Raw genomic sequence first — 23,858 nt, forward strand, 5'->3', positions numbered from 1 at the left:
CTGTCACTCCCCCATCATCGCGATCAAGCCTTTTTGGCTATCGACGAAACTCGCCGGTTCGTTTGGCGCTTGCTTGATAAAGGCCGTGAGGTTCGACCAAAGCGAGACCGCAAGATCGAGGTCGGGATCTTGCCCCGATTGATAGCCGCCCATCAGCATCAGGTCGCGGTTTTCAAGATAGAGCGAGACAAGTCTGCGGAACCGCATCGCGGCCGCCTGTTGCTTGGGCGGCGTGATATCGGACATCACCCGGCTGACCGAGGCCGAGATATCAACCGCCGGGTAAATCCCAAGCTGGGTCTGGCGGCGCGACAGCACGATATGGCCATCAAGAATGGCGCGCGCGGTATCGACCACTGGATCATTTGTCGTATCATCCCCGTCAGCCAGCACGGTGTAAAAGGCGGTGATCGATCCCTCGCCCTCAAGCCCGGTGCCAGAGCGCTCGACAAGCGCGGGGATCAACGACACGACCGAAGGGGGGTAACCCTTGGCTGTCGGCTGCTCACCAAGCGCAAGACCCACCTCCCGGCGGGCATGGGCCACGCGGGTAAGGCTATCCATAATCAGCAAAACCTCTTTGCCCTGAGCGCGGAAGTATTCGGCGATGGCCGTCGCGCGGTGCGCGCCCCTGATGCGAAGCAAGGCCGAGCGGTCGGCAGGCACGGCAACCACAACAACCTTGCGGCGCGCGTCCCCTTGCATCACCTGTTCGACCATCGCCCCCACTTCGCGGCCACGCTCGCCAATCAACGCCATGACGATGACATCAGCCTCGGAAAACCGCGTCATCATCGCAAGGAGCACCGACTTGCCAACGCCCGAGCCTGCGATAATGCCCACACGCTGGCCACGACCCACGGTCAACAAGGCATTGACCACCCGCACCCCGACATCGAGCGGCTTGGCAACGGGCTTGCGGGCAAGCGGATTGAGGGGGCGGCCCATCAACGGCCAGCTCTCGTCAAGCTCGAGCGGACCGATCGTATCAAGCGGGTTGCCCTGCGCGTCGATCACCCGCCCAAGCAGGTTCGGCCCAACCTTGATCCGGTTATCGATCTCAATCGGCGAGACGCGCGCACCGATCTCGACACGGGCGTCCAGATCATAAAGGAACAACAGGTTGCGCCCATCACGAAAGCCGATGACCTCGGCTTGGGCCAGATCGTGACCGGCGGTCTCGACCTGACAGATCGCACCTACCAGAACCGGGAAGCCGTCACATTCAAGGATTTGTCCATCAAAGCGGGTCACCCGGCCAGATGTCACCAGATGCCGCCGGTTTGGCAGCGCGGCCACATCAGCGCGAACCCTTTCGAGAATGGCGTTCATGTCTTGTCCTGCTCTGGCTTGGCAGCGGCGCGCGCGGTTTTGCGGCGGGCCGGTTGACCCAGGATCCGGTCGGAAATCCGCAAACCATCGACGACGAGATCGACATCACCGCGTGAAAGCTCAGCCGAGGTCACGACGCGCATGGATGCAAGGCTATCGGAGCCCGCGATCAGCGCTGCAATGGCCTCATGATCCTCGGGGTTAAGGCGCAAGACCGCTTGGGTCGCTTGACCGTGGATGCGGTCGGCCAGCGTTTCGATCCGTTCGACAAAAGCATCGGGTATGGTGTCGATCTCAAGACCTGCACGATCAGAGGCAAGCTTGAGCACAGCCTCGGTAATCTCGGCGCGCAAGCTGGCCATCATCTCGGCGGTCGGATGTTGGAACGCATGCGCGGCTGCCGCGAGGGTCTCGACCGCCGTGGATAAACGCGCCTCTGCCTCTGCTTCTGCCTCGGCACGGCCGGCGGCGAAAGCCTCGGCGCGGATTTGGTCGCGCATTTCCGACCCGTCCAGCGTCGCGGGTGGTGCCTCAGCCGGAATTGGGTCTGTCACCACGGCGTCGCTGGCAGGCTGGAGCGTGGCTTGATCCTCGGCGGTGCTGATGTGGTCTATGCCTAAATCCTGCTGGTCTTGGGGCGGTCCCTCGGCAAGAACCGCATCCTCAATACCAAAGCCACGCGTATCGGCGACAGCTGAGGCGATATCTTCGTCGCCAAGACCCTGCCCCGGCCCGATGATCGTTTGGGATGCCTCGCTGCTCTGTGCAGCCGCGGCAAGCGCATCAGCCTTTTCAGCGTCGCGCCGCAAAAGCGCGAGATCTAACAGGCTTTTGGGGCGGAACGTATCGCCGGTCGGGTGAAGGGGCGTATCCGAGGGTCGATAGGTTTCCGCGCGCGCCGCCGCGATCAGGCGATTGATTTCACCCTCGTCAAGCGGTGCCTTGTCTTGCTGCTTTGCCTCGGAGATGGGGGCGCTCGGTTGCATGGCTTAGACCATCTCGTCGCCGCCGCGCCCGGCCAGAACGATGGACCCATCGTCCGACATTTTGCGCGCGACATTGATGATTTGCTTTTGTGCCTCTTGCACTTCGGTCAAGCGCACCGGGCCCAAGGCCTCCATCTCGTCCTTGATATTGGCGGCCGCCCGGGTCGACATGCAGGCAAAGAGTTTTTCGCGCAGCAATTCGTCGGCCCCTTTGAGGGCAAGCACCAGCACATCGCTATCGACAGAGCGCAAGAGGGTTTGCAGCGACCGCTCATCGGACATGACAAGGTTGTCAAAGACGAACATGCTGTCTTGGATCGCGGTCATCAGGTCTTTATCGGCCTTCTTGATGTCCTTCATGATCCGCTGTTCCATCGCGGTCTTGGTGAAGTTCATGATCTTGGCCGCCGCCTTGACCCCGCCAATCTGCGACGCGCGCAGCGTGGTATTGGCCTTGAACTTGAGCTGCATGACACGCTCAAGCTCGCGCACCGCGTCGGGCTGAACGGTTTCGAGCGTGGCGATACGGGCCACAACCTCGGGTTGCAGATCATGCGGCAAAAGCCCCAACACATCAGCGGCAAGCCCATAGTCGAGATACGAGATAATCAGGGCGACGATCTGTGGATGTTCGTCGATGATCAACTCGGCGATGGCGCGCGCATCCATCCAGTCGAGAATATCAATCGGCCGCTCGGACGAGGCAGGCGTGATGCGGCTGAGAACCGACTGCGCCTTGTCGCCGCCGAGCGCCTTGGTCAGAACGTTGCGAATATAGTTGCCTGCACCAAGACCAATGCTTGTTTGTTGCTTGATGATGGCCAAAAACTCGTCAAGCACGAGGTTGACCGTTTGCTGATCTACACCTTGCACCGAGTACATCGCAGCCCCAAGATGCTGCACCTCGCGCGGCGAGAGGTTCTTGAGGATCTCGGCGGCTTCATCCTCGCCCAGCAGCATCATCAAGATGGCCGATTTCTGCGTGCCGGTGAGCGTGTCAAAAAGGCGATCCTCTTCGATCTTGCTGATTGTGGCGGCGTCTGGCATGGCATCTCTTCCTTCAAAGTCATTGGACCGGCGCGCTTGCGTCGGCGCGTGCGGTCAGGCTTTCTGGTCCAGCTCTTTTTTCATCATCTGCTTGAACACGTTCGATACGCGGCCGGCCTCATCGCCCACAATCATGCGGATGATCGCGACCTTGTCGTCATAGGTGTTGGCGGTATCGAGCATCTCGAGCGAGATGTTGGATTTCTTCGGCTTCAGCTTGGCCTTGATATCCTCAAGGCTCTCGCCTTCGGCGACCTCAACGGATTCAAGCGCGTCAGCCTCTTGCTCGGTCATGCCGCCTACCATCGCCCCGCCACCAGAGGGTACAAGCACACGGTTCAGAAGCGGCCGGATAACCCCAAGGGTGATAACGGCCAGCAACAGCACTGTTACGATCTGTTTGGCGAGGTTCTCAACCCAATCAGTCTGGAACCAGTCTACGGAAACACCTTCAAGTGTCGAGATAAAAGGTTGTGCCGTGACGGTGATGTTATCGCCACGCGTCAGGTTCAGGCCAATGGCGCTACTGACCAGCCGTTCGATATCGGCCAAGGTTTCGGGCGACATATTCTGCGGCTGCGCGATACCCGTTTCTGGGTCCGTGACCATTTGGGTCCGCAGCAACAGCGCCGCGTCAATTTTGACGATACGATTTGTGGGCGACATCGTCGTCGACACCCTGCGGCTGACCTCGTAGTTGCGCACTTCACTGCTTGAACGGTTCTCAGACTGGCCTGCGCCGCCGGGATTGGCCGCCTGACGATCGGCAATCTCGGCCTCGGTCGGGGCCGTGTTCGCGGTGGCACCCGGCACACCGCGGGCCTCGGCATTGGCGGCGACGTCCAGCGTGTTTTGCTCGCTGCGCAGCGCGGTCCCATCGGGGTCAACGCGCTCTTCGGTCACTTCGTTGCGGGTAAAGTCGATCTCGATATTGACCTGTGCGTTGACGTTGCCCGGCCCCACAATCGGGGTCACAAGCGACTCGATCCGCGAGCGATAGATGCCTTCCAGCCGCATGCGGTATTGCAACTGCGAATCCGTCAAGATCGAGGCTGGATCATCGAGCGATTTCGACAAAAGCCGCCCCGTTTGATCGATGATCGTGACATTCTCGCGCGCCATGCCAGTCACCGAGGTCGACACGAGGTTCACAATCGCCTCGACCTGGCCCTCATCAAGCCTGCGGCCCGAGGCCAGCTGCAAAAAGACCGAGGCTGTTGGGGCCTCTTGATGGCGCACGAAAGCTGAGCGTTCAGGCAGCGCCAGATGCACCCGCGCCGCTTGCACCACCGAAATCTCGTTGATCGAGCGCGCAAGTTCAATCTCTTGGGCTTGCTTGAGGCGGACAGTCTCGACCGAACGCGAGGTGCCCATCGGAATATCGCCAAGCGCCGCGTAACCTTCGGGGGCAGATGTCGGCAAACCTTGTGCCGCAAGGCTCATCCGCGAACGATGATAATCGCCAACAGGCACCAAGACATCACCCGTCACAGGATCAAGGGTGACTTCAATGCCAGAATTGGTCAGCGAGTCGACGACAGCGGCCTTGTCGGCTTCGGAAAGCGAGGCATAAAGCGTCGTGCGCGCGGGTTCGAGCATGTAGAGATAGGCCGCCAACCCCATGACGACCGCCAGTGCCGCGACAATGGTCGGCATGGCGCGTTGGAACCCCGGCTGCGAGGTGACGTTGCGCACGCTGGCCAGCATATTGCCACCAGATGGCACCAAGCCAGACCCGGCGCCAACGGCACCGCGTGTCATCTGTGTGGGTTGGGTCGTCTCTGCCATGCTCAATCCCGTTCCTCTAATTCGCCTTTGCCGCTATGGGTCAAACGGGCATGTTCATGATGTCTTTGTAAGCGCTCAAAGCCTTGTTGCGGACATTGAGCGTCAGCTGGAAACCCAGCGATGAAACCTGCTGGGCAACCATGACTTTTGCGAGGTTCTGCTCGGTTCCGGCTTCAAAAGCGGTGCCAAGGGCCGATGCCTCGTTCTGCGCCGAGGCCACGGTTTTCAACCCATCGGCCAGACGTTGCGAGAAATCCGTGCGTGTGGGTTTCGCCTCGAGCGCTTCATGCGCCTTGGCCAAAGCTTTCAGATGCGTTTGATCGACCTGAAACTTGAGCCCGCCGATACTGCTCATGCCGCACCCTCCCGAAGGCCGAGCGGCATGGCACCTTGATCAAGCCAAGCCGGGCGCATCTGCACCGAACGCCCCGTATCCAGCACGATATCAGCGGCGGTGATGCAGCCATCCACATGCAACACCAAGGCGCGCTGAATGACGTTCTCGAGTTCACGCACATTGCCCGGCCAGTCGTGCCGCACCAAGATATTGGCCGCGTCCGCCGTCATCCAAGGCAGCGTCGCCCCCGTTTCGGCATGGCGGCGCAAAAGCCCAACCGCAAGCGGCAAGATATCATCGGGGCGCGCGCAAAGCGGCAATGTCTCAAGCGGAAAGACGTTGAGCCGATAAAACAGATCTTCGCGGAAACTGTTGCGGCGGACCTCTGCGACCATGTCACGGTTCGTCGTGGCGATCACCCGGACATCGACAGGGATTTCCTTTTGCACCCCAAGCGGTGTCACGCGGCGCTCTTGCAGCACGCGCAGCAGTTTTGATTGCAGCCCGATGGGCATTTCGGAGATTTCATCAAGCAACAATGTGCCGCCATCAGCGGCGCGGAAAATGCCGATATTCGCGACCGATGCCCCGGTAAAAGCACCCTTTTCATGGCCGAACATCATCGCTTCGAGCATGTTCTCGGGGATTGCGGCACAATTGATCGCGACGAAAGGCTTATCCGCGCGCGGCGAGCGTGCATGGATGAAGCGGGCCAAAACCTCTTTCCCGGTCCCCGTTGGACCGTTGATCAGCACCGTCACATCGGCACGGGCAACGCGGTCTGCGACGCCCATCAGCTGGCGGCTTGCCTCATCGGCGCAGATCATCGCGGAAAGGCCAAAGCACAAGGTGTCAACAACGATGGCCTGACCATAGGGCGTGCGCGCCTCTTCGGCCCGAAGGCTAAGGCGCTGAAGCTTGCCCTCAAGCTCTGCGCGGATCGCAAAGGCTGGGGCGGCCTCATCGATTACGGCAACACGCATGGGGCGAAGCGCACGAGCACGTTCAAGCAATTTCTGTGTGCCGCCCATCGCGGCCTCTGCAGCACCGGAGATGACAAGGATCGGGGATTTTTCGGTCGACTCCGTGGGCCAGCCATCGACAGGCAGCACCTCGATCCCGCGTCTGCGGATCAGCTCTGCAAGCTTTTCTGCGCCCGCAAAGCCCGTTCTGTCCAAAATAATTCTGGTCACGCATGCCCCCTTTCGAACCCAATGCCCCGGGCTCGCTAAGAGAAGGCAAGAACCGGGCCAAGCGGGCAGAACCGATCATGGGAATCTCTCCACTTTCTCATAAACGATTGTTTTTATTTTATTCTTAAAGATTTATTCGGATGAAAATTGCATCAGGAAATACCGCAATCCACAGCCTGTCAGAAAATTGGCGGGCGATTGTGATCCCGCGCCGCGCGGTCTAACCAAGACCTGACACTGCAAAATGCCAATTGCACGTCCGCACCCACCGGTCTCGGTATGTGTTTTGCAAGATACTACCAAACCCCACGAAAGGAGCGGTCCATGAACCCCAATCTGCTCGGCGCGATCATTCTTGTTGCCATTCTTGGTATCATCGGGGTCGGCTTGGCGTGGATGGGTCTGTTCGACCGTGGTCGAAGCGACGGGCTCATCGATGTGCAAGTCACCTTGAGCAACTCTTGCCCAGTGGAGGACAGCTATTTCATCGCCTATGCCCCAGACAGCGGGCGCACCGCACGTTTTAGCAATGGCGTGGCCAATATGCGCCTCAAACGTGGCGAACCCCTACGCTTGATGACCGATCCAAGCTATCCGGCAATCACCTATGCAGGCTATGACGAGAAGGCGGCCCGGTCGGTTTCACTGGTGGCCGACTGCATGTCAAACGAACGTCAAAACACGATCACCCGTACGCTGCGCGAGCAATTTGGTAACTAAACAAAACTTTTTCCAAGCCGTTTAAGATACTGAACACGCAAGAAAAGTGATGATCGACCATGAATTATGCCCTCGCACGCTCGAAGTACATCCACGATCACCGGGTTCAGGTAAACGACATCGCTGACCCGCACGCGACCATTTTGATCGTGATGCAGGAATTGAACAAGAACCTGCGCAAGATTGCAGATCCGGCAAACCGCTCGCTTGACCTGCGCGAGCATTTTACCAAGGCATTCACAGCGATCTACATCTTGGAAACCAGCTTGGATTTCGAACGTGGTGGCGAGATCGCTGAGAACCTGTTCCGGCTTTACGAATACTGCCGCCACCAGCTGTTGCAGGCATTTGCAAGCAAACAAGACAACAGCCTTGAGAGTTGCGTTGTAATGCTTGACGAAATCATCCAATCATGGGAGGCGATCAAGAAAAGACCGGGCGGGCAACCTACCCGCTAAGAGATCAAGAATGGTGGTTTGATGCAGAAATTCTGTCCTGAATGGCTTTTGTCAGCAACAGTTGCTGTTGCAGCGGAACGTTACCTTGTGTCACCCCTTTCGCTTGATTTGTTCGCAAAGAAATACGCTAAGGTCTTGTCCGAACGCTATGCAGAGGTCGGACCAGACCTGATCGAACAAAGCATTGAAGGGTACTTGCGGGTATTGTCCGAGGCTGAAGCACAGGATGCTGATGTTGTCCTGCGCTCTTACGCCTATAACCGTATCACCTTTAAGCCCAACGGTGAGGTGCGGCGGATCAAGGGGATGTTCTCGTCGGAATTGGATGGCACCAAACTAGCAGAATACAACCTTGAGCAGATGATCAAGAGTTTTCGGCCATTCTTTTTCAACCTACGTTCCAAGCCTAGCATGGCAGCACCACCATCATGGTCATGGAAGCAGATTGAGCATGGCGAATGGATCGTCGATTTACCAGAGGTTGAGGTAAGCCTACTCGATGGCTTCGACGATCTAGGCTGATTGCCGCAGCCCTCTGAGCCGCTTTAAGCCCAAACGTCAATTGCTCGCCCGAAACGCGGCAGGGCGGTATTCATCATGGTCGACACCCGCGCCATGCGCGTGGCGGCGCTATCATGCATATATGTGGGCGACAAAAGTGCGCGCGCCATCAAGGCATTCTCGGTGTTGATGGAGGATGGGCCAAGCGACGGGTGATAAATCGTCACTTCAGCGCGATGGCCCGCTGACCGCTTGCCGCGATCAAGGGCTAGAGCCGGCGGAATACCTTCAAGCGTTTGACGCATATCTGGCACAGCACTTGCATAACCCGAATGCGACGAACTATGCGACGCGCCCAGAAAGCTTGTGCTGGGGCGATAACTGGTCATCGGCGATGGAAGGTTCGGATCCAACAAGAACTCAGGCCCTACACAGGGATTGCATGCCTTTAAACAATAGCACGCTTGGCGATAATTCTCCAAGGGGCCAAATTTTGTTACCCTCTCACGCGCAGCTTGGCTTCTGCGCGCTTATGAAAGCTGTGAGCTTGACGTACTCGACCTTGAAAACACTTCAAAAAAAGTTTGGGCAACTGGCGGCATCCGGCAGAATCGGTCGTAAAAAACTTTCGCGTGAAACATGCATATTTCGAGATACACAAGATAAAGTGACAAGTTGCGACATCAGGGATCTCGCAATTCTTCAACCAGTTTCTATCCCCTTCCCTCTGTTCTGGCGCAATCACCATGCTTGATGACGCCAAACGCCTCTGCGCATTCAACGCCAAGATCCGAAATGCAACCGACCAAGGCGCGGTTGAGCAGATGATCATCTTGATCGAAGAGAGGCGTCAATTTCTCGACACCATCGCGCAATCCACAACCTCTCGGTCACCTGACCTGATTGCCGCCCTCGGAGAAGCCGTTCGCGACAATAATGACCTTGTCTCTGGTATCGAAAAAGAAATGGCGTTGGCGCGAAAGCGCGGTAAGGTTACGTTGCACGCCCGACGCCGATATCACAAAACCCAGATAAACCCCTGATCAAGATCGCGCCCAGATCATGCAAAAGAACACTGACCTCAGCAAACCGACCGCGCCGTGCCAAGTCTGCGTGCGGACACGGATTTTTCTGGCGGTGTCCATTTGTCTAATCGTTGCGATGCCACTGCTGGGTGACAAGGCGACACCGCTGACGGTGCTTACGCCGATGAATATGGCGCTCACGATTGTCGGGATCGGAAGCCTTGCTTTCATCGCGCGCTGGATCGCGTGGCGGCGCGATGCGGCTCGCCCAAAGGGCACATCTCCGAGTACAGCAGAAGACGCCTGAATTCTTTAAATTTGTAATTGGCAACCCCTCAAACATCCAACGCAGCGTGCCGGTGACAGCGCGCCTTCGCAGAGGCTGTGATAACTACGATTTTAGGGCGCGCTTTTTGATGCTTTCGACGTCTTCCTCAGAAAGATCGAACCGCTTTTTGAGTTCTGCAAGCAAGGCGTCCTCATCCCGCGACAAAACACCATCCTCATAGGCTTTCTCAAGCTCTTGTTGATAGATCATGCGCCTGCGCTCGACCTGTTTCGAGAAGGCTGACGCAATAATACCCGTGAACATGGCCACAGTCGCGACACCAAGCAGTGCCGTTACCGATGAAATAATCCTGCCAAAGGGTGTGACGGGCGAGATGTCGCCATATCCCACTGTCGTCAGCGTGATCAGCGACCAGTAAATTGCATGCGGGATCGACGCCAGCTTTTCTGGCTGCGCATCGCCTTCGGCATAATACATCAGCGCTGAACTCAAGATTGTCACAATGAAAATGATATACAAGGTCGCGATAAACGAATTTCTCTCGGACTTTATGGCGCGCGCAAGATCATCCAAGGCGGAATTGTAGCGCGATATCTTGAGTAGCCGCAAAAGCCGAAACAGCCTGAGGATACGCAGATCCAAGCCGGGAAAGAACATCTGAAGATAGAATGGCGCGATGGAGATCAGATCAATCACGCCATGAAAACTCGTGACATACTCCAAACGGCCCCGCCTTGGCCCGCCATTATCTGCCTTGTAGGCGTCGCCACGCGCCCAAAGCCTGAGCAAGTACTCAGCGGTGAAAAAGGCAATGCTTACTCTCTCGAAGGTGATGAATAGGCCTTCATGCGCCGCGTAAGTTGGCCGGTGTGATTCAATGATCACCATAGCCACGCTAAGAATAATGGCGATGATGATGACGGTGTTCACAAGTCTCGCAAGTGGCGGCGCGGTCAAAGGATCGCCATCAAGAATCTGGTAGACCTGATTGCGCATCGTCGTCATTGGCTCAGGTCTCCGCAAACTGTTGTACTGCGTTCAAGGCCCGCTGTGGACATCGCAAAGCCGTCGCAGTTTTTGTATCAAGATCGGTTGCGCGCGAATGATTGGCACTCATTACTGATGGGTCAGATCCCCCATCCGACAGCATCGTCATATGCTGATGTTGCAATGATGAAACCACAAAAAAGATAAAGCATCTAGCCCATCAATGTGGCGATTATCCGGCAGAATTCGCGTGCATGCAGCCAAACATTCAGCCCGCGATGATGGTCGTGGGACAGTCAACAGCGCACAGACAAAGCCCAGCGCCTTTATGAGGCGAGTTGAATGATGAGGTCCACGCCTTATCTCTGCAGCGAAAGTCAATAAAAACGCCGAAAGAGTTGCGATGCCGTGTTAACGAGGGCCGCGCCTAGATCGCGCTGTTTTGTGAAATACAGAACCGATGACGCTTGACCTTTGGCCCGGCAAGGGCCTAGCTAAACTGTGGCTTCAACAGGATTGCTTCAATGTTTACGTCGAAACCACCCGCAAGGCCCATTGGGTCAGCCGCCGTCACGCATAACCGCTCTGGCATCGCCGAGGATATGTTGATCGAAGGCAATATTATTTCCAAAGGCTTTGTGGAGTTTGGCGGGCGGATCATGGGCGATTTGACCGCTGACACGATCATTTTGACCGCAACCGCCTTTGTCCACGGTCGGGTACGAGCGCGGCAACTAACAATCGAAGGTGAATTGCAGGGTGCCGCCACGGCCTTGAACGTCAGGATCAACAATGGCGCAAGGGTAAAGGCAAATTTTGCTTATGATACCCTTGAGATTGCCGCCGGCGCGCAAGTCGACGGCACATATCGGCGCGTCAGCCCAGAAAACTTCACGCTATAAACCAGCGCCGCATGTCACGCTTGGTGACACAGACCCTCACTGATCCATCGTCATGCCCATCGCTATTTTCTCTCAAGAGCAGGCGCAGATTTTCTGCTGGATCGATACATCCATGCGTCAGAAAGCCTGTCTGGCGGACTTACCCGGATCAAACCTTAGTCGAGCGCATCATACCCAATCGCCTTGCAATCAGAGAGATCCGATCCACCCGGGCAAGAACGGTGGGAATATCAGCGCGCAAACCCTCCGCGCCTTGGATGCCGAATTCCGCAAAGCTTCCCCGCCTGTGCAAGGCATTCGCCGCCTCGATCAGCGCCTTGGACGGCATGCACCCCGCCGCCGCGCAAGTCGTGCCCCAATGCCCGTCGTTCACCAGCAAGAGATCGTCGGTATAGCGGCGCACCTCGCGCAGGGCCGAAAGCCCCGCAGGACAAGGTGTCGGGCAGGTCTGGCTGCTCCACAACCGCCGGGACGGCCGCATCACGGCAAAGCCACGGGCGCACCACTTACTGCCCCTTCCCAATAGCTACCTGCGCAAGTTGTCGGACGCCGACTGGCCCGGCCGGTCCTTGCCGCTGTTCCGCATGGATTGCGACCGGCTGATGTCATGGCTGGTGCAGCAACGGCTTTTCGTGGTGATCTACCGCGCCTTGGCCGAAGCGTTTGCCAGCGAGCATGCCTCGCGGCTTGCCGCCATGCACGCAGCAGAGCGCAACATCGAAGAACGGCGCGATGCGCTGAAACAACTTTACCGCCAACGCCGACAGCAAACGATCACGCGCGAGCTTTTGGATGTCGTGTCGGGATTTGAGGCGGTGAGCAAAGCGGACCGACCGATGTGATCTCAAACCCCCGAGGCACCAGATCCATTGATTATCAACACGAGACGGTGACGATTGCGGCGCGTGCGACGGTGAATAGGAAAACCTTTTAGCGCGCGGCGATGTGGCGCCAGTCGTTCAACCTGCCGCACATGATCTCGATCCGATTTCTCAGCTGTTCGTGAGGAATGGCCTTATAGCGTGACTTCCGATCCGGGATGCATCGGCGTATCCCTTTGCCTTGCAACGCTGCACGGAACCAGTCGGCGGCGTAGCCCCGACCGACGATCAGCCATTCGGCGGCCGCCGCCGCCCCAAAAGTGCAGCAGCCCCGGTGTCGTCGCTGACTTGGCCCGCGCCTTGCCGTGGCTCTTGGGAAAGAACGGGCGCAGCCGCTCCATTTGCTTCTCGATCAGCGAGTAAAGGTTGCTCATCTTCACCCCCGTCAGTTCAGGGGCTTACATCGCGCAGGCCAGACCGCCTTAAGCATATCAATTGGCCCTGATCCTAAGTTGCAACGACAAGCTTTGGCGGTATGCAAGCCCCCGTATCGACGCTGCTTCCGCGATCCTGTCAAAGCGATTCTCGATGCGCTGATCGGTATTGCCGCCTGCGTGCTTCAAAGAAGTTTATAACTGTTTACAACTTTTCATTCGACAAGATTCGCCTGTCAAAATTCATCTAAATTGCTGATTTTGTTTGATTTTATGGTGCCCCCACACGGACTCGAACCGCGGACCCTCTGATTACAAATCAGATGCTCTACCAGCTGAGCTATAGGGGCGTTGAAGGTGAAATACGCCAAGCTTTCAGCGCATGCAAGCGTCCACCACCTTGGCATTGCGCCTTTGGCCGGTATAGGGTCTGGGCGTGGTTGATGTAGGGTTTGGGTAAACAAGAGTATGCAGGTCGTCTTCCACCTCGGTGCGCCATGCACGGATTATGGGCTCTTGCTGGGGTCATTGCTGAAAAACCGCGCGTTGCTGGCCGAGGATGGGGTGATCGTGCCTCCCTTGATGCGCTACCGCACGGTGTTGCACGACACGGCACGCGCCTTGGCGGGGCGGCCGGCAAGCGACGAGGTGCAGCAAGCCTTACTCGAGGCTATCGTCGATGAGGCGCGCGTCGAGCGGTTGATCTTTTCGGACCCGCGGCTGATCTGCATCAACCGGCTGGTGGTGCAAGGCGCACAGATCTGGCCAATGATTGACCGCCAAGCAGCCGCGTTGCGCGCACTTTTTCCGCAGGCGCATGTCGAGTTTTTCATCGGTATGCGTAACCCTGCGACGCTGATCCCCGCGCTCTTTGCCGGATCGCGCTTCAAGGATTTCGCGGAGTTCACCACCGGCATGCAGCCCCATGCCGCGACATGGTCAGAACTGCTGCGCCGCCTGCGGCGGGCCCAGCCCGACGCCCCTGTCACCGTTTGGTGCAACGAGGATACGCCGCTGCTATGGGCCGATATCATCCGCGAGATCACTGATGTCGCCCATAACGTCGCCCTGCGCGGTCTCGACGATTTGGTTGAAACCATCATGGATGGCACCGGCTTTGCGCGCATGCAGCAGTATTTGACCGACAATCCGCCCGACACCGAGATGCAGCGCCGCCGCATCCTTGGTGCCTTTCTTGATCGCTATGCGCTTGAGGCGGAAATCGAGGAAGAACTTGACCTGCCCGGTTGGACACCGGCCATGATCGACCAAATAACCCAAAGCTATGAGGACGACATGGCCGAGATCGTCACGATCCCGGGCGTCAAGCTACTGACGCCCTGATCGCAGGGTGGCTTAGCGCATGCCCAAGGCTTCTTTGTACATCTCAAGCACCGCCTCTTCCTCGGCGATATCGTCAGGCTCGCGGCGGCGTAGCGCGATGACCTTGCGCATCACCTTGGTGTCGTAGCCGCGCGATTTCGCTTCGGCCATGACCTCTTTTTGCTGATCGGCGATGTCTTTCTTCTCGGCCTCCAGCCGCTCGAAGCGCTCGATGAACTGGCGCAGCTCATCGGCGGTCACGCGGTAGCTGTCGGGGCGGTCGGCGGTTTCGGTTTCAATCACATCCATCGGATCTCTCGCGGCAAAGGGAAAATCAAAGCCCGATCTAGCCCTCTGCCCCGCCCGCCACAACCCTTGCCAGCGCCAAGAGGCTGGCATAGGTCAAGGCACTGACCACATGGAAAGGATCGCGCATGGCCACCCTCGTCTATATTGGAACCGGGTTGGCGCTGGTGGGGATCTTGGTGCTGCTTTATTGCGTCTGGGCCGCCATCGCGGCCAAGCGCGCGGGCCTGCCCGATGAGGTGTTGCGCGCCAAGCTGCAACGCGTGGTCGTGATCAACATGGTTGCACTTTTGGTCTCAGCCCTTGGGCTGATGTCGGTGATGATCGGGGTCTTTCTTGGCTGACAATCCTCGCCAATCCGCCCGAGGTGTGCGCGCATGAGTGGGATCGACGACCTTCCACCCTTGCGCGACGTGATCGCCACCCATGGGCTTTCGGCGCGCAAGTCGCTTGGCCAGAATTTTCTTCTCGATCTGAACCTGACAGCCAAGATCGCGCGGGCGGCGGGCGATCTGCGCGGCTGTGATGTGCTGGAGGTTGGCCCCGGCCCCGGCGGGCTGACACGCGGGCTTTTGGCCGAGGGTGCGCGCCGTGTGCTCGCCATCGAGAAAGACGCCCGCTGCCTGCCCGCGCTGGAAGAAATCGCCGCCGCCTATCCCGGACGGCTCGAGGTGATCAATGCCGATGCCTTGTCGCTGGATTGGTCTGCGCATCTGACCCCACCCGTCAAGGTTGTGTCAAACCTGCCCTATAATGTCGGAACCGAGCTGTTGATCCGCTGGTTGACGCCGCCCGCATGGCCGCCGGTCTGGCAATCGCTCACGCTGATGTTTCAACGCGAAGTGGCCGACCGCATCGTGGCTGCGCCCGGCTCCAAGGCCTATGGGCGGCTTGCGATTTTGGCCCAATGGCGCAGTGATGCCCGCATCGCGCTGACCCTGCCGCCCGAGGCGTTTACCCCCCCGCCCAAGGTCCATTCCGCCGTAGTGCATTTCACGGCCCGGCCTGTGCCGCGCTATCCCGCCGATCAGGCGGTGCTGGAACGTGTCGTGGCCAAGGCCTTCAATCAACGGCGCAAGATGCTGCGCGCGGCGCTCAAGGGGCTGGCACCCGATATCGAGGATCGCATCCTTGCCGCCGGGCTCAAGCCTACGGACCGCGCTGAACAAATCTCGATCGAGGGGTTTTGCGCGCTCGCCCGCGCGGTGGCGGGCTGAGCGATGGTTGCGCGTCGCGTTCACACGCGGCGCGCATCAGATCATTCCGCCGCTTCTTGCGGGCTATCGTCACCATCGGTGTCACCAGCCCCATCAGCCTGACCGGCATCGGTCGGTTTCTTGGGACGGCGCGTCCGGCTGCGCTTGGCTTTGGGCGCACCTTCGGGGGTTTCGACCAATCCCGCTTCCTCGACAGGGGCGGCATCAATGACGGCGTCGAAGTCACCGCGCGGCTCTGGCTGACGCGGGGCTTCAGCTTGGCGCGGGGCATCGACTTGGCGCGGGGCTTCGACCTCGGGGCGGGTATAGACCTGCCCGGGCTGCTGCGGGACATCGCCATAGGTATAGGCCGGCCCGTCGCTTTGGCCCTCGCCCTCGCCACGCTCGCGCCCGCCCTGCTGGGGCTGGAACTGCTGGCGCGCGTCTTGCTCGCGTTGGGCTTCGGCCAACATGCGCAGGTAATGCTCGGCATGCTGCTGAAAATTCTCGGCGGCGACGCGGTCATTGCTGAGCTGCGCATCGCGGGCGAGTTGGTTGTATTTCTCGATGATCTGCTGCGGTGTGCCGCGGACCTTGCCCTCGGGGCCGGACGAGTCGAATACGCGGTTGACGATATTGCCGACCGAGCGATTGCGGTTCCCCTTGGACCGCGAGCGGTTCTTCGATGATCTCATGTGCTGTTTACGGTTCCAGTTGTCCTGGGTGGGAAGCGGTCCAAGCTGCGCGGCTTGGCGACGCTCGTCACCCGCAGCGCTGCCCAAGGCGTCACGATGCGGAATGTGCGGTAGATCGGCAAGGGAAGGCGCGCTGTGCCTCGCCCGTTGCTGGACCCGAGTAAGCACGGGTCAGCGCGACTGACAAGTCTAATCTGCGCCCAAGATGCGGTTTTCGCGCAGAACTGCCCATTTTTGGCCCGATTGCGCCCGCGGCGCAACCGCGTTCAGGCGGCCAAGCGCCCAGAGACGACCCGATCCTTGCCATTGATATCGGGGTGCACCGCCACATCCACAAGGCCCGCCGCCGTAAACAGACCCGCGACATCGCGCCCCTGCCCTGCCCCGATCTCGACCAGACAGCGGCCGCCCAGCGCAAGGAAAGGCGTCACACCGCCCAAGATCTGCCGATAGGCCGACAGCCCGTCACCGCCCGGTGTCAGCGCCCCGCGCGGCTCCCATTGTGTGATCTCTGGGGCCAATCCGGCATAATCGGCCGCGCTGACATAGGGCGGGTTTGACACGATCAGATCAAAACGCCCCGCGATCCCGGCCCACCAATCGGCGCATTGCAGATCAAGCCGCCCTGCCACGCCATGGCGCTGGGCATTGCGTGCGGCCATATCCAAGGCCGCTTGCGAAATATCGCTGGCCAGACCATGCGCCTCGGCGCGTTCAGCCAAAAGCGTCACGGCAATGGCGCCACTACCCGTGCCAAGATCAACCAGCCGCGAGAACGGCTGGGCCAAGGCAAGATCGATGAGCGTTTCGGTATCGGGGCGCGGCACAAGCGTGTCTTGGCTCACATGAAAGCTGCGCCCATAAAAGGCCCATTCGCCCAAGATCTGCGCCAAGGGCTGGTGGGTCAGGCGCGCGGCCAGCATCGCTTCGGCTTGGGCCTGTGCCGTGGGTGCCAGCACCTCGCCGCCGCCCACCCCCAGATGGGCCGCAGACAAGCCCGTCGCGCGCATCAAGATCAGCCGCACATCACGCGCGGCCTCATCCGGCCCAATGACGGGTGCAAGCCGGGCAAGGGCCGCGCGTTGCCATGCGCCGATTGTTTGGGTGCTCACCCCGACATCTCCGCCAAAAGCTTGGCTTGCGCATCAGCGGAAAGCGCTTCGATCACCTCATCAAGATCGCCATTCATCACCTGATCAAGCTTGTAGAGCGTCAGGTTAATCCGATGGTCGGTCATCCGCCCTTGCGGAAAATTATAAGTGCGGATGCGTTCCGAGCGGTCGCCCGATCCTACCTGTGCACGGCGGTCGGCGGCCATTGCATCGGCGGCGCGGCGGCGCTCCATATCGTAGAGGCGCGCGCGCAGCACGCCCATGGCAATCTCGCGGTTGCGATGCTGCGATTTCTCGGAGCTGGTGACGACAAGCCCCGTGGGCAAATGGGTGATCCGCACGGCCGAGTCGGTGGTGTTCACATGCTGCCCACCCGCACCCGAAGAGCGCATCGTGTCGATCCGAATATCGTTTGCGGGAATGGTGATATCGACCTCTTCGGCCTCGGGCAGCACAGCGACAGTCGCCGCCGAAGTGTGGATGCGACCGCCCGATTCTGTTTCCGGCACGCGCTGCACCCGATGCACGCCGCTTTCGTATTTCAAACGGGCAAAGACCCCCTCGCCCGCGATGCGCACCGTCACCTCGCGAATACCGCCAAGCTCGGTTTGTTGCAGATCGACAATCTCCATCTGCCAACCCTGCGCCTCGGCGTAGCGGGTATACATGCGCAGCAGATCACTTGCAAAAAGGGCCGCCTCATCACCACCCGTTCCGGGGCGGATCTCGATCATCGCGGGGCGCGCATCGGCGGCGTCTTTGGGCAAAAGCGCAAGCTGCAAAGCCTGCTCGGCGATGGGCAGGTTTGCACGCAGCCGTGGCAACTCATCCTCGGCCAGCGCGCGCATCTCGGGGTCGCGCAGCATGGCTTCAGCCTCGGCGATCTCCGATTGCAACCGCCGCCATGCGTCGATCTGGGCGACAACGGGCCTCAGATCGGCATATTCGCGGCTGATCGTGGCAATCTCATCGGGCGCGGGCCCAGCATTGAGCCGCGCCTCGAGAAACTCGAAACGCTCAGAGATTTGGATCAGGCGATCATGCGGCAACATCCGCGCGATGTGACCTTGCACAGCCGCGCGGTCAAGACCCCGTCTGCGCGCCCAGCGCCGCGATCCATGCCGCAACGCGCGCAGCATTCACGCCCAGATCGCTGTAACCATAGCGCGAGCGCGAGAAAATCTCGAGCTTCGTCCCCGCCCCCTCCGGCACAAGACGGATCGAGATCGCATCAGGAAACCCCATGATCCGCGACCGCACCACATAGCTGACATGCCCGCTTTGCGGGCTGCCCGCGATGATCTTGGCCCCGGCATCTTGCGCGACGATAGCCAGCCGATCAGCAACAACCTCTGGGCTTTGCGCGAAAACCGGCGCGTCCACGCCGACCCGGAGAGCGAAATTGGGGCTGGACGGCGGGATAACATCCGCAGGCGCCACATGCCATTGGACAGGGTTCATCGGCGCAAGGCGGAACCACACACCGGCGGCTAGAACCGCCAATACCAAGAGGATCGGCACGATTAAGATCATCCGCATCATCACATTGGTCCCTTTTCATCTGGTATCGCGGCAAGCGCCTGTCGCACCGCATGTGCAATCATCTGTTCCTCATCGGTCGCCATGACAAGGATCGCAACCTTGCCCTTGTTGATCCGGGGCGCATGCGCGGCATTCGCGCCTTCATCCACCAGCAGCCCCAGAAAGGCCAGCTTTTCCAGCGCCAAGGCGCGGATGGGGGCCGCAATTTGCCGGTTCCCACCGGTAAAGATAATCCAATCGCTCTCGCCCAGAAGGGCTGTCTGTAAGTCGTCCGCGATCGCATCGGCTCTTTCTAGGCAGATCACGATGACGGGCGGCGCGGCCAAACCTTTGACCCTTGCGATGAGCGCATCGAAATGGCGGCGCGATTGCACCACCAATCCCCGGCAACGACAGATCATCGCAGCGATGTTGCGCTTGGATACGGTTGCGACACCCGTAACCGCGATCCATGCGCCGGGGTGCCAAGGCGACGATGTGTAACGCGTCCCGTGCTGTTGGGGCTGCTGATGCTGCGTCCCTCAGCTTTGGCAGGGTCGCGCAGATCTAGGGCGATGACCGCCCGCATCGCCTTGATGCAGATCATGCCACCTAGCGGCACCCTGCCCCCATCATACTTTACTTTCGATTGGAAAACGGGCATAAGAACTGGGCTATCTCTACTCTATCGACCCCTGTCTTTCGCCGCGATGCGAAGCTTGTGCTCTCGATCTTGCATGGGTGACGCCGGGCTGCCGCATGGTGCGGGCAGCGTGTAACTGACAGGAGACACGGTTATGGCCACTGGCACCGTGAAATGGTTCAACACCACCAAAGGCTACGGCTTTATCGCTCCCGATGGCGGCGCGAAGGACGTATTCGTCCATATCTCGGGCGTCGAGCGCTCGGGCCTGACGGGTCTTGCCGACAACCAGAAGGTCAAATTCGACCTTGAAAAAGGCCGTGATGGCCGCGAAAGCGCCGTGAACATCGAACTGATGTAATCTCGGATCGCTTCGATTGGAAAAGGGCGCCCAGCGGTGCCCTTTTTTCATGCGTCGGGCGTGTCGGGTTCACATGCTCCAGCCATGCACATGCACCTCGCGCCCTGAATGGCCTTGTAAGATCTTGACGGCCAGATCGCGATGCGCGGCGTCACGCAACCGCACCCAAAGCAACATGCCCCCATGCTCGAGCTGGGATGCGTAATTGCGCTGATGCGGCAGCGCCGCGCGCCGGGCCAGCAAGACCCCCAACACCGCCGCAGGCGTTCCGCCAATGGCAATGGCCGCGATAGAGGCCGCCAAGGTACTGGCCGGCCCCAGCATCGCCGCCATCGCGATCATTGATCCGATATAAAAGAAACCGCCCGCGATACTGCCCTCAAGTGCACCGATGGCATCCTCCGAGACAAAGGCCGCGCGCGGTGCCTTTGGATCATCGGCCAGCTCATCAGCCCGCCAATACGCGCGGCCCAACTTCTGTTCCAGCACATCTTGGCGGGCCAAAAGGCTGATATCATGCCGGCTAAAGCCCAAGGTGCGCAGATCATAAATCGCCGCGTGAAGGTCGTCGCGCCGGTCGAAAATGGCTACCGCCTCGGGGATGTCGATCACCTGCATCCGCTGCGGCGCTGGTTCGGTCTGATCCATGGATGATCTCCTTGGCAGGCAACGATGTGCTGCCAAGCTTATTGGCATCGCGTCGCGCCCGGGTTGACGGGGGTCAATCGACGGGGCCGCCCAGCGCCCAGCTTGCGACATGTCAAGCCTAGCCGTGGCACCCTGTGCCAATCTGGCAAGGTCATGACCAACACCCACCCCATCGTGTTTCGTACCGAAGGCCTGAGCAAGGTCTATGAGACAGGCACACTCAAGGTGCATGCCCTCGCGGGTGTCGATCTTCAGCTTTACGGCGGTGAGTTCACGGTGCTGCTTGGCCCCTCAGGGTCGGGCAAATCGACCTTGCTCAATATTCTGGGCGGGCTTGATCACGCCAGCGCAGGGCGGGTGTGGTTTCGCGATCTGGAGTTGACCGGTTTGAGCGAGCGCGCGCTGACGCGCTACCGGCGCGGCCATGTGGGCTTTGTGTTTCAGTTCTACAATCTCGTCGCCTCGCTCAGCGCGCGCGAGAATGTGCAACTGGTCACCGATGTCGCTATCGATCCGATGGCCCCTGACGAGGCATTGGACCGTGTCGGCCTCAGCCCGCGGGCCGATCACTTTCCGGCGGAACTCTCGGGCGGCGAGCAGCAGCGCGTCGCCATCGCACGCGCTATCGCCAAACGCCCTGAGGTGCTGTTGTGTGACGAACCCACAGGCGCGCTCGACAGCAAAACCGGGACAGCCGTGCTCGACGCGCTCAAACAGATCAACGAGACGATGGGGACGACGACCGTGGTGATCACCCATAACGCCGCGATCCGCGGCATGGCGCATCGCGTGATCCGCTTTGCCGATGGCAAGATCGCTGATGTCACGGTCAACCAGACGCGCCTCGCCCCGCAAGATATCAGCTGGTAGACGCGATGAAGGCGCTCGATCTCAAGCTCATGCGCGATTTTCAGCGGCTTTGGGTGCAAGGTGTGGCGATTGACGTTGTGCTGGCCTGTGGTGTGGCGATCTTGTTGACGGCCTTTGGCATGCACCGCGCCTTGGTCGATACACGCGATGCCTATTACGAGCGCAACCGTTTCGCCGATATCTTTGCCGAGGCGCGCCGCGCACCGCTTAGCCTATTGGAAGAGATCCGCGCCATCCCCGGCCTGCGCATGCTTGAGGCCCGGGTGCAGGGCATGGCCGTGCTGGACCTGCCGGACCGCGACGCGGTGGCGATGGGCCGGCTTTTGGCCTGGCCCGAGGATGGCGCGCCGCTCTTGAACCTGCCGATCTTGCGCAGCGGCACCCCCCCTGAACGCCCGGGCGAAGTGATGATCTCCGATGCCTTCGCAAAGGCCAACGGCTTTGTCCCCGGCGATGTGTTTTCGGCCAATATCAATGGGAAAGCCCGCGACCTGACGATTACGGGCACCGCCGTCAGCCCCGAGTTTATCTATACCATCGGGCCCGGCGCGCTGATGCCCGACAATGCCGGCTTTGGCATTTTGTGGCTGACACAGGCCGATATCGCAAGCGCCTTCGACATGGTCGGCGCGTTTAACCACCTTGCCCTGCGCTTGGGCATCGATGCGGTACCAGCCGATGTGATCGAGGCACTTGACCAGCTTCTCGATCCTTACGGCGGGCGGGGCGCTTATGGGCGCGACAGCCAGATCAGCGATGCCTTCGTCGCGGCCGAGATCGACCAACTGCGCGCCATGGCCATGGTGGTGCCGCCGGTGTTTTTCGCGATCGCAGCCTTTCTGGTCGGCATGGTGATGAGCCGCATCGTGACGCTAGAGCGTGCCGAGATCGGGCTGCTCAAGGCCTTGGGCTATGGCGATGGGCAGATCGCGCTGCATTACCTGTTACTGGCTGGCATGATCGCAGGGCTTGGCGTCGCACTTGGCTGGGTGGCGGGCAGCATCCTTGCCCGTGCCATGGCGGGGCAATACGCGCAGTTCTTCGATTTCCCCTATCTGATCTTCCATGTGCCGGGATGGGTCTATGCGATGTCGGCCTTGGCCGGGCTTGCCAGTACACTGGTGGGCGCGCTGCGTGCGGCGCTGATCGCCGCCCGCTTGCCGCCCGCCATCGCGATGCAGCCACCCGCGCCCCCGGTCTTTCGCAAAACAGGCATCGACCGCGCCATGGCCGCGCTGCGGCTGCGCCAGACCACCACAATGGTTTTGCGCAGCTTGATCCGCTGGCCGCTGCGCAGCGCGCTGACGGCTGTGGGACTGGGGGCTGCCACCGCATCGGTCATCGCGGCCGGCTTCATGTTCGGCGCGCTTGACCGGATCATCGATCTGGCCTTCAACCAGACCTACCGCCAAGATGCTGCGATTTTGCTCAGCGCCGAGCTCCCCATCAGTGCCTTGGTCGATATCCGCCGCTTGCCCGGTGTCATGCAAGCCGAGGCGCAGCAATTTCACCCCGCCACCTTGCGCCGCGGGCCGCGCGAGAAACGCGTCTCGATCGAGGCGCGCCCCTATGGCGCCGAACTCAGCCGCGTGATCGGGGCTGACGGCACCGCCATCGAACCACCGCCGGGGGGTATTTTGCTCTCTGACCGGCTTGCAGCCCAGCTTGAGGCAGGGGTGGGCGACAGGCTTTGGGTCAGTTTTCACACAGGCCAGCGCGAAACCCATGAAATGGTCGTTGCAGGCCTCATCGAACAGTATTTCGGCCTTGGGGCCTATGTTGAGATGGGGCATCTCGACCAGTTGTTTCGGCGCAGCCCACAGATGTCGGTCGCCAATATCTTGTATGATCCCGCCATGCTGCCTGATTTGCAGCGCGCATTGCACGCGACGCCCCTGCTTGGCGGTGTGATCGAGATGACCGAGAACCGCCAAAGCTTTCAAGAGACCATCAGCGAGAATGTGGTGGTGGTAAACGGTGTCTATGCGGTGATCGCGGTGCTGATCACCATTGGCGTGGCTTATAATGCGGCGCGCATCCAGCTTTCCGAGCGCGCGCGCGAATTGGCGAGCCTGCGCATCATCGGCTTCTCGCGCGCCGAGGTCAGCCTTGTGCTGATAGGCGAGACGATGTTGATCGCGCTCGTCGCCCAACCCTTGGGCTGGCTGATGGGCGCGCTGATCGCTGCGGCCTTGGCGCGTGGCTTTAGCTCCGATATTTACGCCATCCCGCTTGTGCTGGCCCCTGCCGATTTCGCGCGCGCCAGCCTTGTGGTGCTTGGCGCAAGCCTAGCATCGGTTCTGATCGTGCGGCGACGGATCGACCGGATGGATCTGGTCGCTGTCATGAAAACAAGGGAATGA

General features: G+C 59.9%; 29 protein-coding genes, 1 tRNA gene and 1 pseudogene. 14 read left to right on the forward strand and 17 right to left on the reverse strand.

Features of this window, described 5'->3' with window-relative positions:
• Positions 1 to 3 precede the first annotated feature (3 nt).
• The 6 genes from KG698_RS07880 to KG698_RS07905 are packed head-to-tail and all read right to left on the reverse strand — an operon-like array spanning position 4 to position 6,683.
• A complete protein-coding gene (locus tag KG698_RS07880; protein WP_213685033.1) occupies positions 4 to 1,332 on the reverse strand; it encodes a FliI/YscN family ATPase in 1,329 nt (442 codons plus the stop codon).
• Complete coding sequence (locus tag KG698_RS07885) at positions 1,329 to 2,318, reverse strand: FliH/SctL family protein (RefSeq protein WP_213685034.1); 990 nt, start codon at positions 2,316 to 2,318, stop codon at positions 1,329 to 1,331. Before KG698_RS07885 ends, KG698_RS07880 begins: the two co-directional genes overlap by 4 nt.
• Positions 2,319 to 2,321: 3 nt before the next feature.
• Entirely contained in the window at positions 2,322 to 3,365 is a 1,044-nt protein-coding gene (fliG, locus tag KG698_RS07890; RefSeq protein WP_213685035.1) for a flagellar motor switch protein FliG, read from the reverse strand.
• 54 nt (positions 3,366 to 3,419) lie between these two features.
• On the reverse strand, positions 3,420 to 5,153 hold the full coding sequence (gene fliF, locus KG698_RS07895; RefSeq protein WP_300983268.1) for a flagellar basal-body MS-ring/collar protein FliF: 1,734 nt from the start codon (positions 5,151 to 5,153) through the stop codon (positions 3,420 to 3,422).
• Positions 5,154 to 5,193: 40 nt separating this feature from the next.
• Positions 5,194 to 5,508, reverse strand: a complete 315-nt coding sequence (gene fliE / locus KG698_RS07900; RefSeq protein WP_213685036.1) for a flagellar hook-basal body complex protein FliE — start codon at positions 5,506 to 5,508, stop codon at positions 5,194 to 5,196.
• Positions 5,505 to 6,683, reverse strand: a complete 1,179-nt coding sequence (locus KG698_RS07905; protein WP_367114061.1) for a sigma 54-interacting transcriptional regulator — start codon at positions 6,681 to 6,683, stop codon at positions 5,505 to 5,507. The genes fliE and KG698_RS07905 overlap by 4 nt, the downstream gene beginning before the upstream one ends.
• Positions 6,684 to 7,007: 324 nt before the next feature.
• Between KG698_RS07905 and KG698_RS07910 the strand changes: the two genes are divergently transcribed.
• The 6 genes from KG698_RS07910 to KG698_RS07935 all read left to right on the forward strand — a co-directional run bounded on the left by KG698_RS07910 (position 7,008) and on the right by KG698_RS07935 (position 9,694).
• Positions 7,008 to 7,403: a hypothetical protein gene (locus KG698_RS07910; RefSeq protein ID WP_213685037.1), complete on the forward strand. Its 396-nt coding sequence runs from the start codon at positions 7,008 to 7,010 to the stop codon at positions 7,401 to 7,403.
• A gap of 59 nt (positions 7,404 to 7,462) precedes the next feature.
• Positions 7,463 to 7,861, forward strand: a complete 399-nt coding sequence (gene fliS / locus KG698_RS07915) for a flagellar export chaperone FliS (protein ID WP_213685038.1) — start codon at positions 7,463 to 7,465, stop codon at positions 7,859 to 7,861.
• A 21-nt stretch (positions 7,862 to 7,882) separates the two neighbouring features.
• Entirely contained in the window at positions 7,883 to 8,383 is a 501-nt protein-coding gene (locus KG698_RS07920) for a hypothetical protein (protein ID WP_213685039.1), read from the forward strand.
• Positions 8,384 to 8,558: 175 nt separating this feature from the next.
• On the forward strand, positions 8,559 to 9,116 hold the full coding sequence (locus tag KG698_RS07925) for a hypothetical protein (RefSeq protein ID WP_213685040.1): 558 nt from the start codon (positions 8,559 to 8,561) through the stop codon (positions 9,114 to 9,116).
• Complete coding sequence (locus tag KG698_RS07930) at positions 9,109 to 9,405, forward strand: hypothetical protein (RefSeq protein WP_213685041.1); 297 nt, start codon at positions 9,109 to 9,111, stop codon at positions 9,403 to 9,405. The genes KG698_RS07925 and KG698_RS07930 overlap by 8 nt, the downstream gene beginning before the upstream one ends.
• A gap of 19 nt (positions 9,406 to 9,424) precedes the next feature.
• Positions 9,425 to 9,694 carry a hypothetical protein gene (locus KG698_RS07935; protein ID WP_213685042.1) on the forward strand — a complete coding sequence of 90 codons (270 nt, stop codon included), beginning with the start codon at positions 9,425 to 9,427 and terminating at the stop codon, positions 9,692 to 9,694.
• Positions 9,695 to 9,778: 84 nt separating this feature from the next.
• Here the strand turns inward: KG698_RS07935 and KG698_RS07940 are convergent, their stop codons facing one another.
• Positions 9,779 to 10,681 carry an ion transporter gene (locus tag KG698_RS07940; protein WP_213685043.1) on the reverse strand — a complete coding sequence of 301 codons (903 nt, stop codon included), beginning with the start codon at positions 10,679 to 10,681 and terminating at the stop codon, positions 9,779 to 9,781.
• Between the two features lie 584 nt (positions 10,682 to 11,265).
• Here KG698_RS07940 and KG698_RS07945 point away from each other — a divergent pair.
• On the forward strand, positions 11,266 to 11,565 hold the full coding sequence (locus KG698_RS07945; protein WP_213685044.1) for a polymer-forming cytoskeletal protein: 300 nt from the start codon (positions 11,266 to 11,268) through the stop codon (positions 11,563 to 11,565).
• Between the two features lie 148 nt (positions 11,566 to 11,713).
• On the opposite strand, the gene KG698_RS07950 is transcribed toward KG698_RS07945, so the two are convergent.
• Positions 11,714 to 12,049, reverse strand: coding sequence for a hypothetical protein (locus KG698_RS07950; RefSeq protein WP_213685045.1), 336 nt, complete (start codon positions 12,047 to 12,049; stop codon positions 11,714 to 11,716).
• On the opposite strand from KG698_RS07950, the gene KG698_RS07955 reads away from it, so the two are divergent.
• A complete protein-coding gene (locus tag KG698_RS07955) occupies positions 12,045 to 12,407 on the forward strand; it encodes a F0F1 ATP synthase subunit gamma (protein WP_367114066.1) in 363 nt (120 codons plus the stop codon). The two genes, KG698_RS07950 and KG698_RS07955, sit on opposite strands and share 5 nt — an antisense overlap.
• 91 nt (positions 12,408 to 12,498) lie before the next feature.
• Here the strand turns inward: KG698_RS07955 and KG698_RS07960 are convergent.
• Positions 12,499 to 12,743 (reverse strand): annotated as a pseudogene (locus tag KG698_RS07960) (IS5/IS1182 family transposase); the annotation flags it as partial.
• A gap of 351 nt (positions 12,744 to 13,094) precedes the next feature.
• Positions 13,095 to 13,170, reverse strand: a tRNA-Thr gene (locus tag KG698_RS07965).
• A 118-nt stretch (positions 13,171 to 13,288) separates the two neighbouring features.
• Between KG698_RS07965 and KG698_RS07970 the strand changes: the two genes are divergently transcribed.
• Positions 13,289 to 14,164 carry a hypothetical protein gene (locus KG698_RS07970; RefSeq protein WP_213685047.1) on the forward strand — a complete coding sequence of 292 codons (876 nt, stop codon included), beginning with the start codon at positions 13,289 to 13,291 and terminating at the stop codon, positions 14,162 to 14,164.
• Positions 14,165 to 14,176: 12 nt separating this feature from the next.
• Here the strand turns inward: KG698_RS07970 and KG698_RS07975 are convergent, their stop codons facing one another.
• A complete protein-coding gene (locus tag KG698_RS07975; protein WP_213685048.1) occupies positions 14,177 to 14,452 on the reverse strand; it encodes a DUF2312 domain-containing protein in 276 nt (91 codons plus the stop codon).
• Between the two features lie 125 nt (positions 14,453 to 14,577).
• On the opposite strand from KG698_RS07975, the gene KG698_RS07980 reads away from it, so the two are divergent.
• Together KG698_RS07980 and rsmA are read left to right on the forward strand one after the other, a co-directional pair.
• Positions 14,578 to 14,793, forward strand: a complete 216-nt coding sequence (locus tag KG698_RS07980; RefSeq protein WP_213685049.1) for a hypothetical protein — start codon at positions 14,578 to 14,580, stop codon at positions 14,791 to 14,793.
• 33 nt (positions 14,794 to 14,826) lie between these two features.
• On the forward strand, positions 14,827 to 15,666 hold the full coding sequence (gene rsmA / locus KG698_RS07985; RefSeq protein ID WP_213685050.1) for a 16S rRNA (adenine(1518)-N(6)/adenine(1519)-N(6))-dimethyltransferase RsmA: 840 nt from the start codon (positions 14,827 to 14,829) through the stop codon (positions 15,664 to 15,666).
• A 41-nt stretch (positions 15,667 to 15,707) separates the two neighbouring features.
• On the opposite strand, the gene KG698_RS07990 is transcribed toward rsmA, so the two are convergent.
• From KG698_RS07990 to KG698_RS08010, 5 genes are all read right to left on the reverse strand, one after another.
• Positions 15,708 to 16,340: a DUF4167 domain-containing protein gene (locus KG698_RS07990; RefSeq protein WP_213685051.1), complete on the reverse strand. Its 633-nt coding sequence runs from the start codon at positions 16,338 to 16,340 to the stop codon at positions 15,708 to 15,710.
• 266 nt (positions 16,341 to 16,606) lie between these two features.
• Positions 16,607 to 17,452 (reverse strand): peptide chain release factor N(5)-glutamine methyltransferase, encoded by an 846-nt coding sequence (gene prmC, locus KG698_RS07995; RefSeq protein ID WP_367114062.1) that lies wholly within the window; start codon positions 17,450 to 17,452, stop codon positions 16,607 to 16,609.
• Positions 17,449 to 18,504, reverse strand: coding sequence for a peptide chain release factor 1 (gene prfA / locus KG698_RS08000; protein WP_213685052.1), 1,056 nt, complete (start codon positions 18,502 to 18,504; stop codon positions 17,449 to 17,451). The genes prmC and prfA overlap by 4 nt, the downstream gene beginning before the upstream one ends.
• Positions 18,505 to 18,535: 31 nt before the next feature.
• Positions 18,536 to 18,994: a DUF1499 domain-containing protein gene (locus KG698_RS08005; protein ID WP_213685053.1), complete on the reverse strand. Its 459-nt coding sequence runs from the start codon at positions 18,992 to 18,994 to the stop codon at positions 18,536 to 18,538.
• Entirely contained in the window at positions 18,994 to 19,368 is a 375-nt protein-coding gene (locus tag KG698_RS08010) for a hypothetical protein (protein WP_213685054.1), read from the reverse strand. The genes KG698_RS08005 and KG698_RS08010 overlap by 1 nt, the downstream gene beginning before the upstream one ends.
• A gap of 402 nt (positions 19,369 to 19,770) precedes the next feature.
• On the opposite strand from KG698_RS08010, the gene KG698_RS08015 reads away from it, so the two are divergent.
• Complete coding sequence (locus tag KG698_RS08015) at positions 19,771 to 19,977, forward strand: cold-shock protein (RefSeq protein ID WP_213597737.1); 207 nt, start codon at positions 19,771 to 19,773, stop codon at positions 19,975 to 19,977.
• Between the two features lie 69 nt (positions 19,978 to 20,046).
• Here KG698_RS08015 and KG698_RS08020 read toward each other — a convergent pair whose 3' ends face one another.
• Complete coding sequence (locus KG698_RS08020) at positions 20,047 to 20,625, reverse strand: hypothetical protein (RefSeq protein ID WP_213685055.1); 579 nt, start codon at positions 20,623 to 20,625, stop codon at positions 20,047 to 20,049.
• A gap of 153 nt (positions 20,626 to 20,778) precedes the next feature.
• On the opposite strand from KG698_RS08020, the gene KG698_RS08025 reads away from it, so the two are divergent.
• Positions 20,779 to 21,495, forward strand: coding sequence for an ABC transporter ATP-binding protein (locus tag KG698_RS08025; protein WP_213685056.1), 717 nt, complete (start codon positions 20,779 to 20,781; stop codon positions 21,493 to 21,495).
• A 5-nt stretch (positions 21,496 to 21,500) separates the two neighbouring features.
• Positions 21,501 to 23,858 carry an FtsX-like permease family protein gene (locus KG698_RS08030; protein ID WP_213685057.1) on the forward strand — a complete coding sequence of 786 codons (2,358 nt, stop codon included), beginning with the start codon at positions 21,501 to 21,503 and terminating at the stop codon, positions 23,856 to 23,858.

Source organism: Roseicyclus sp., assembly GCF_018402035.1.
Taxonomy (GTDB): Bacteria; Pseudomonadota; Alphaproteobacteria; order Rhodobacterales; family Rhodobacteraceae; genus Roseicyclus.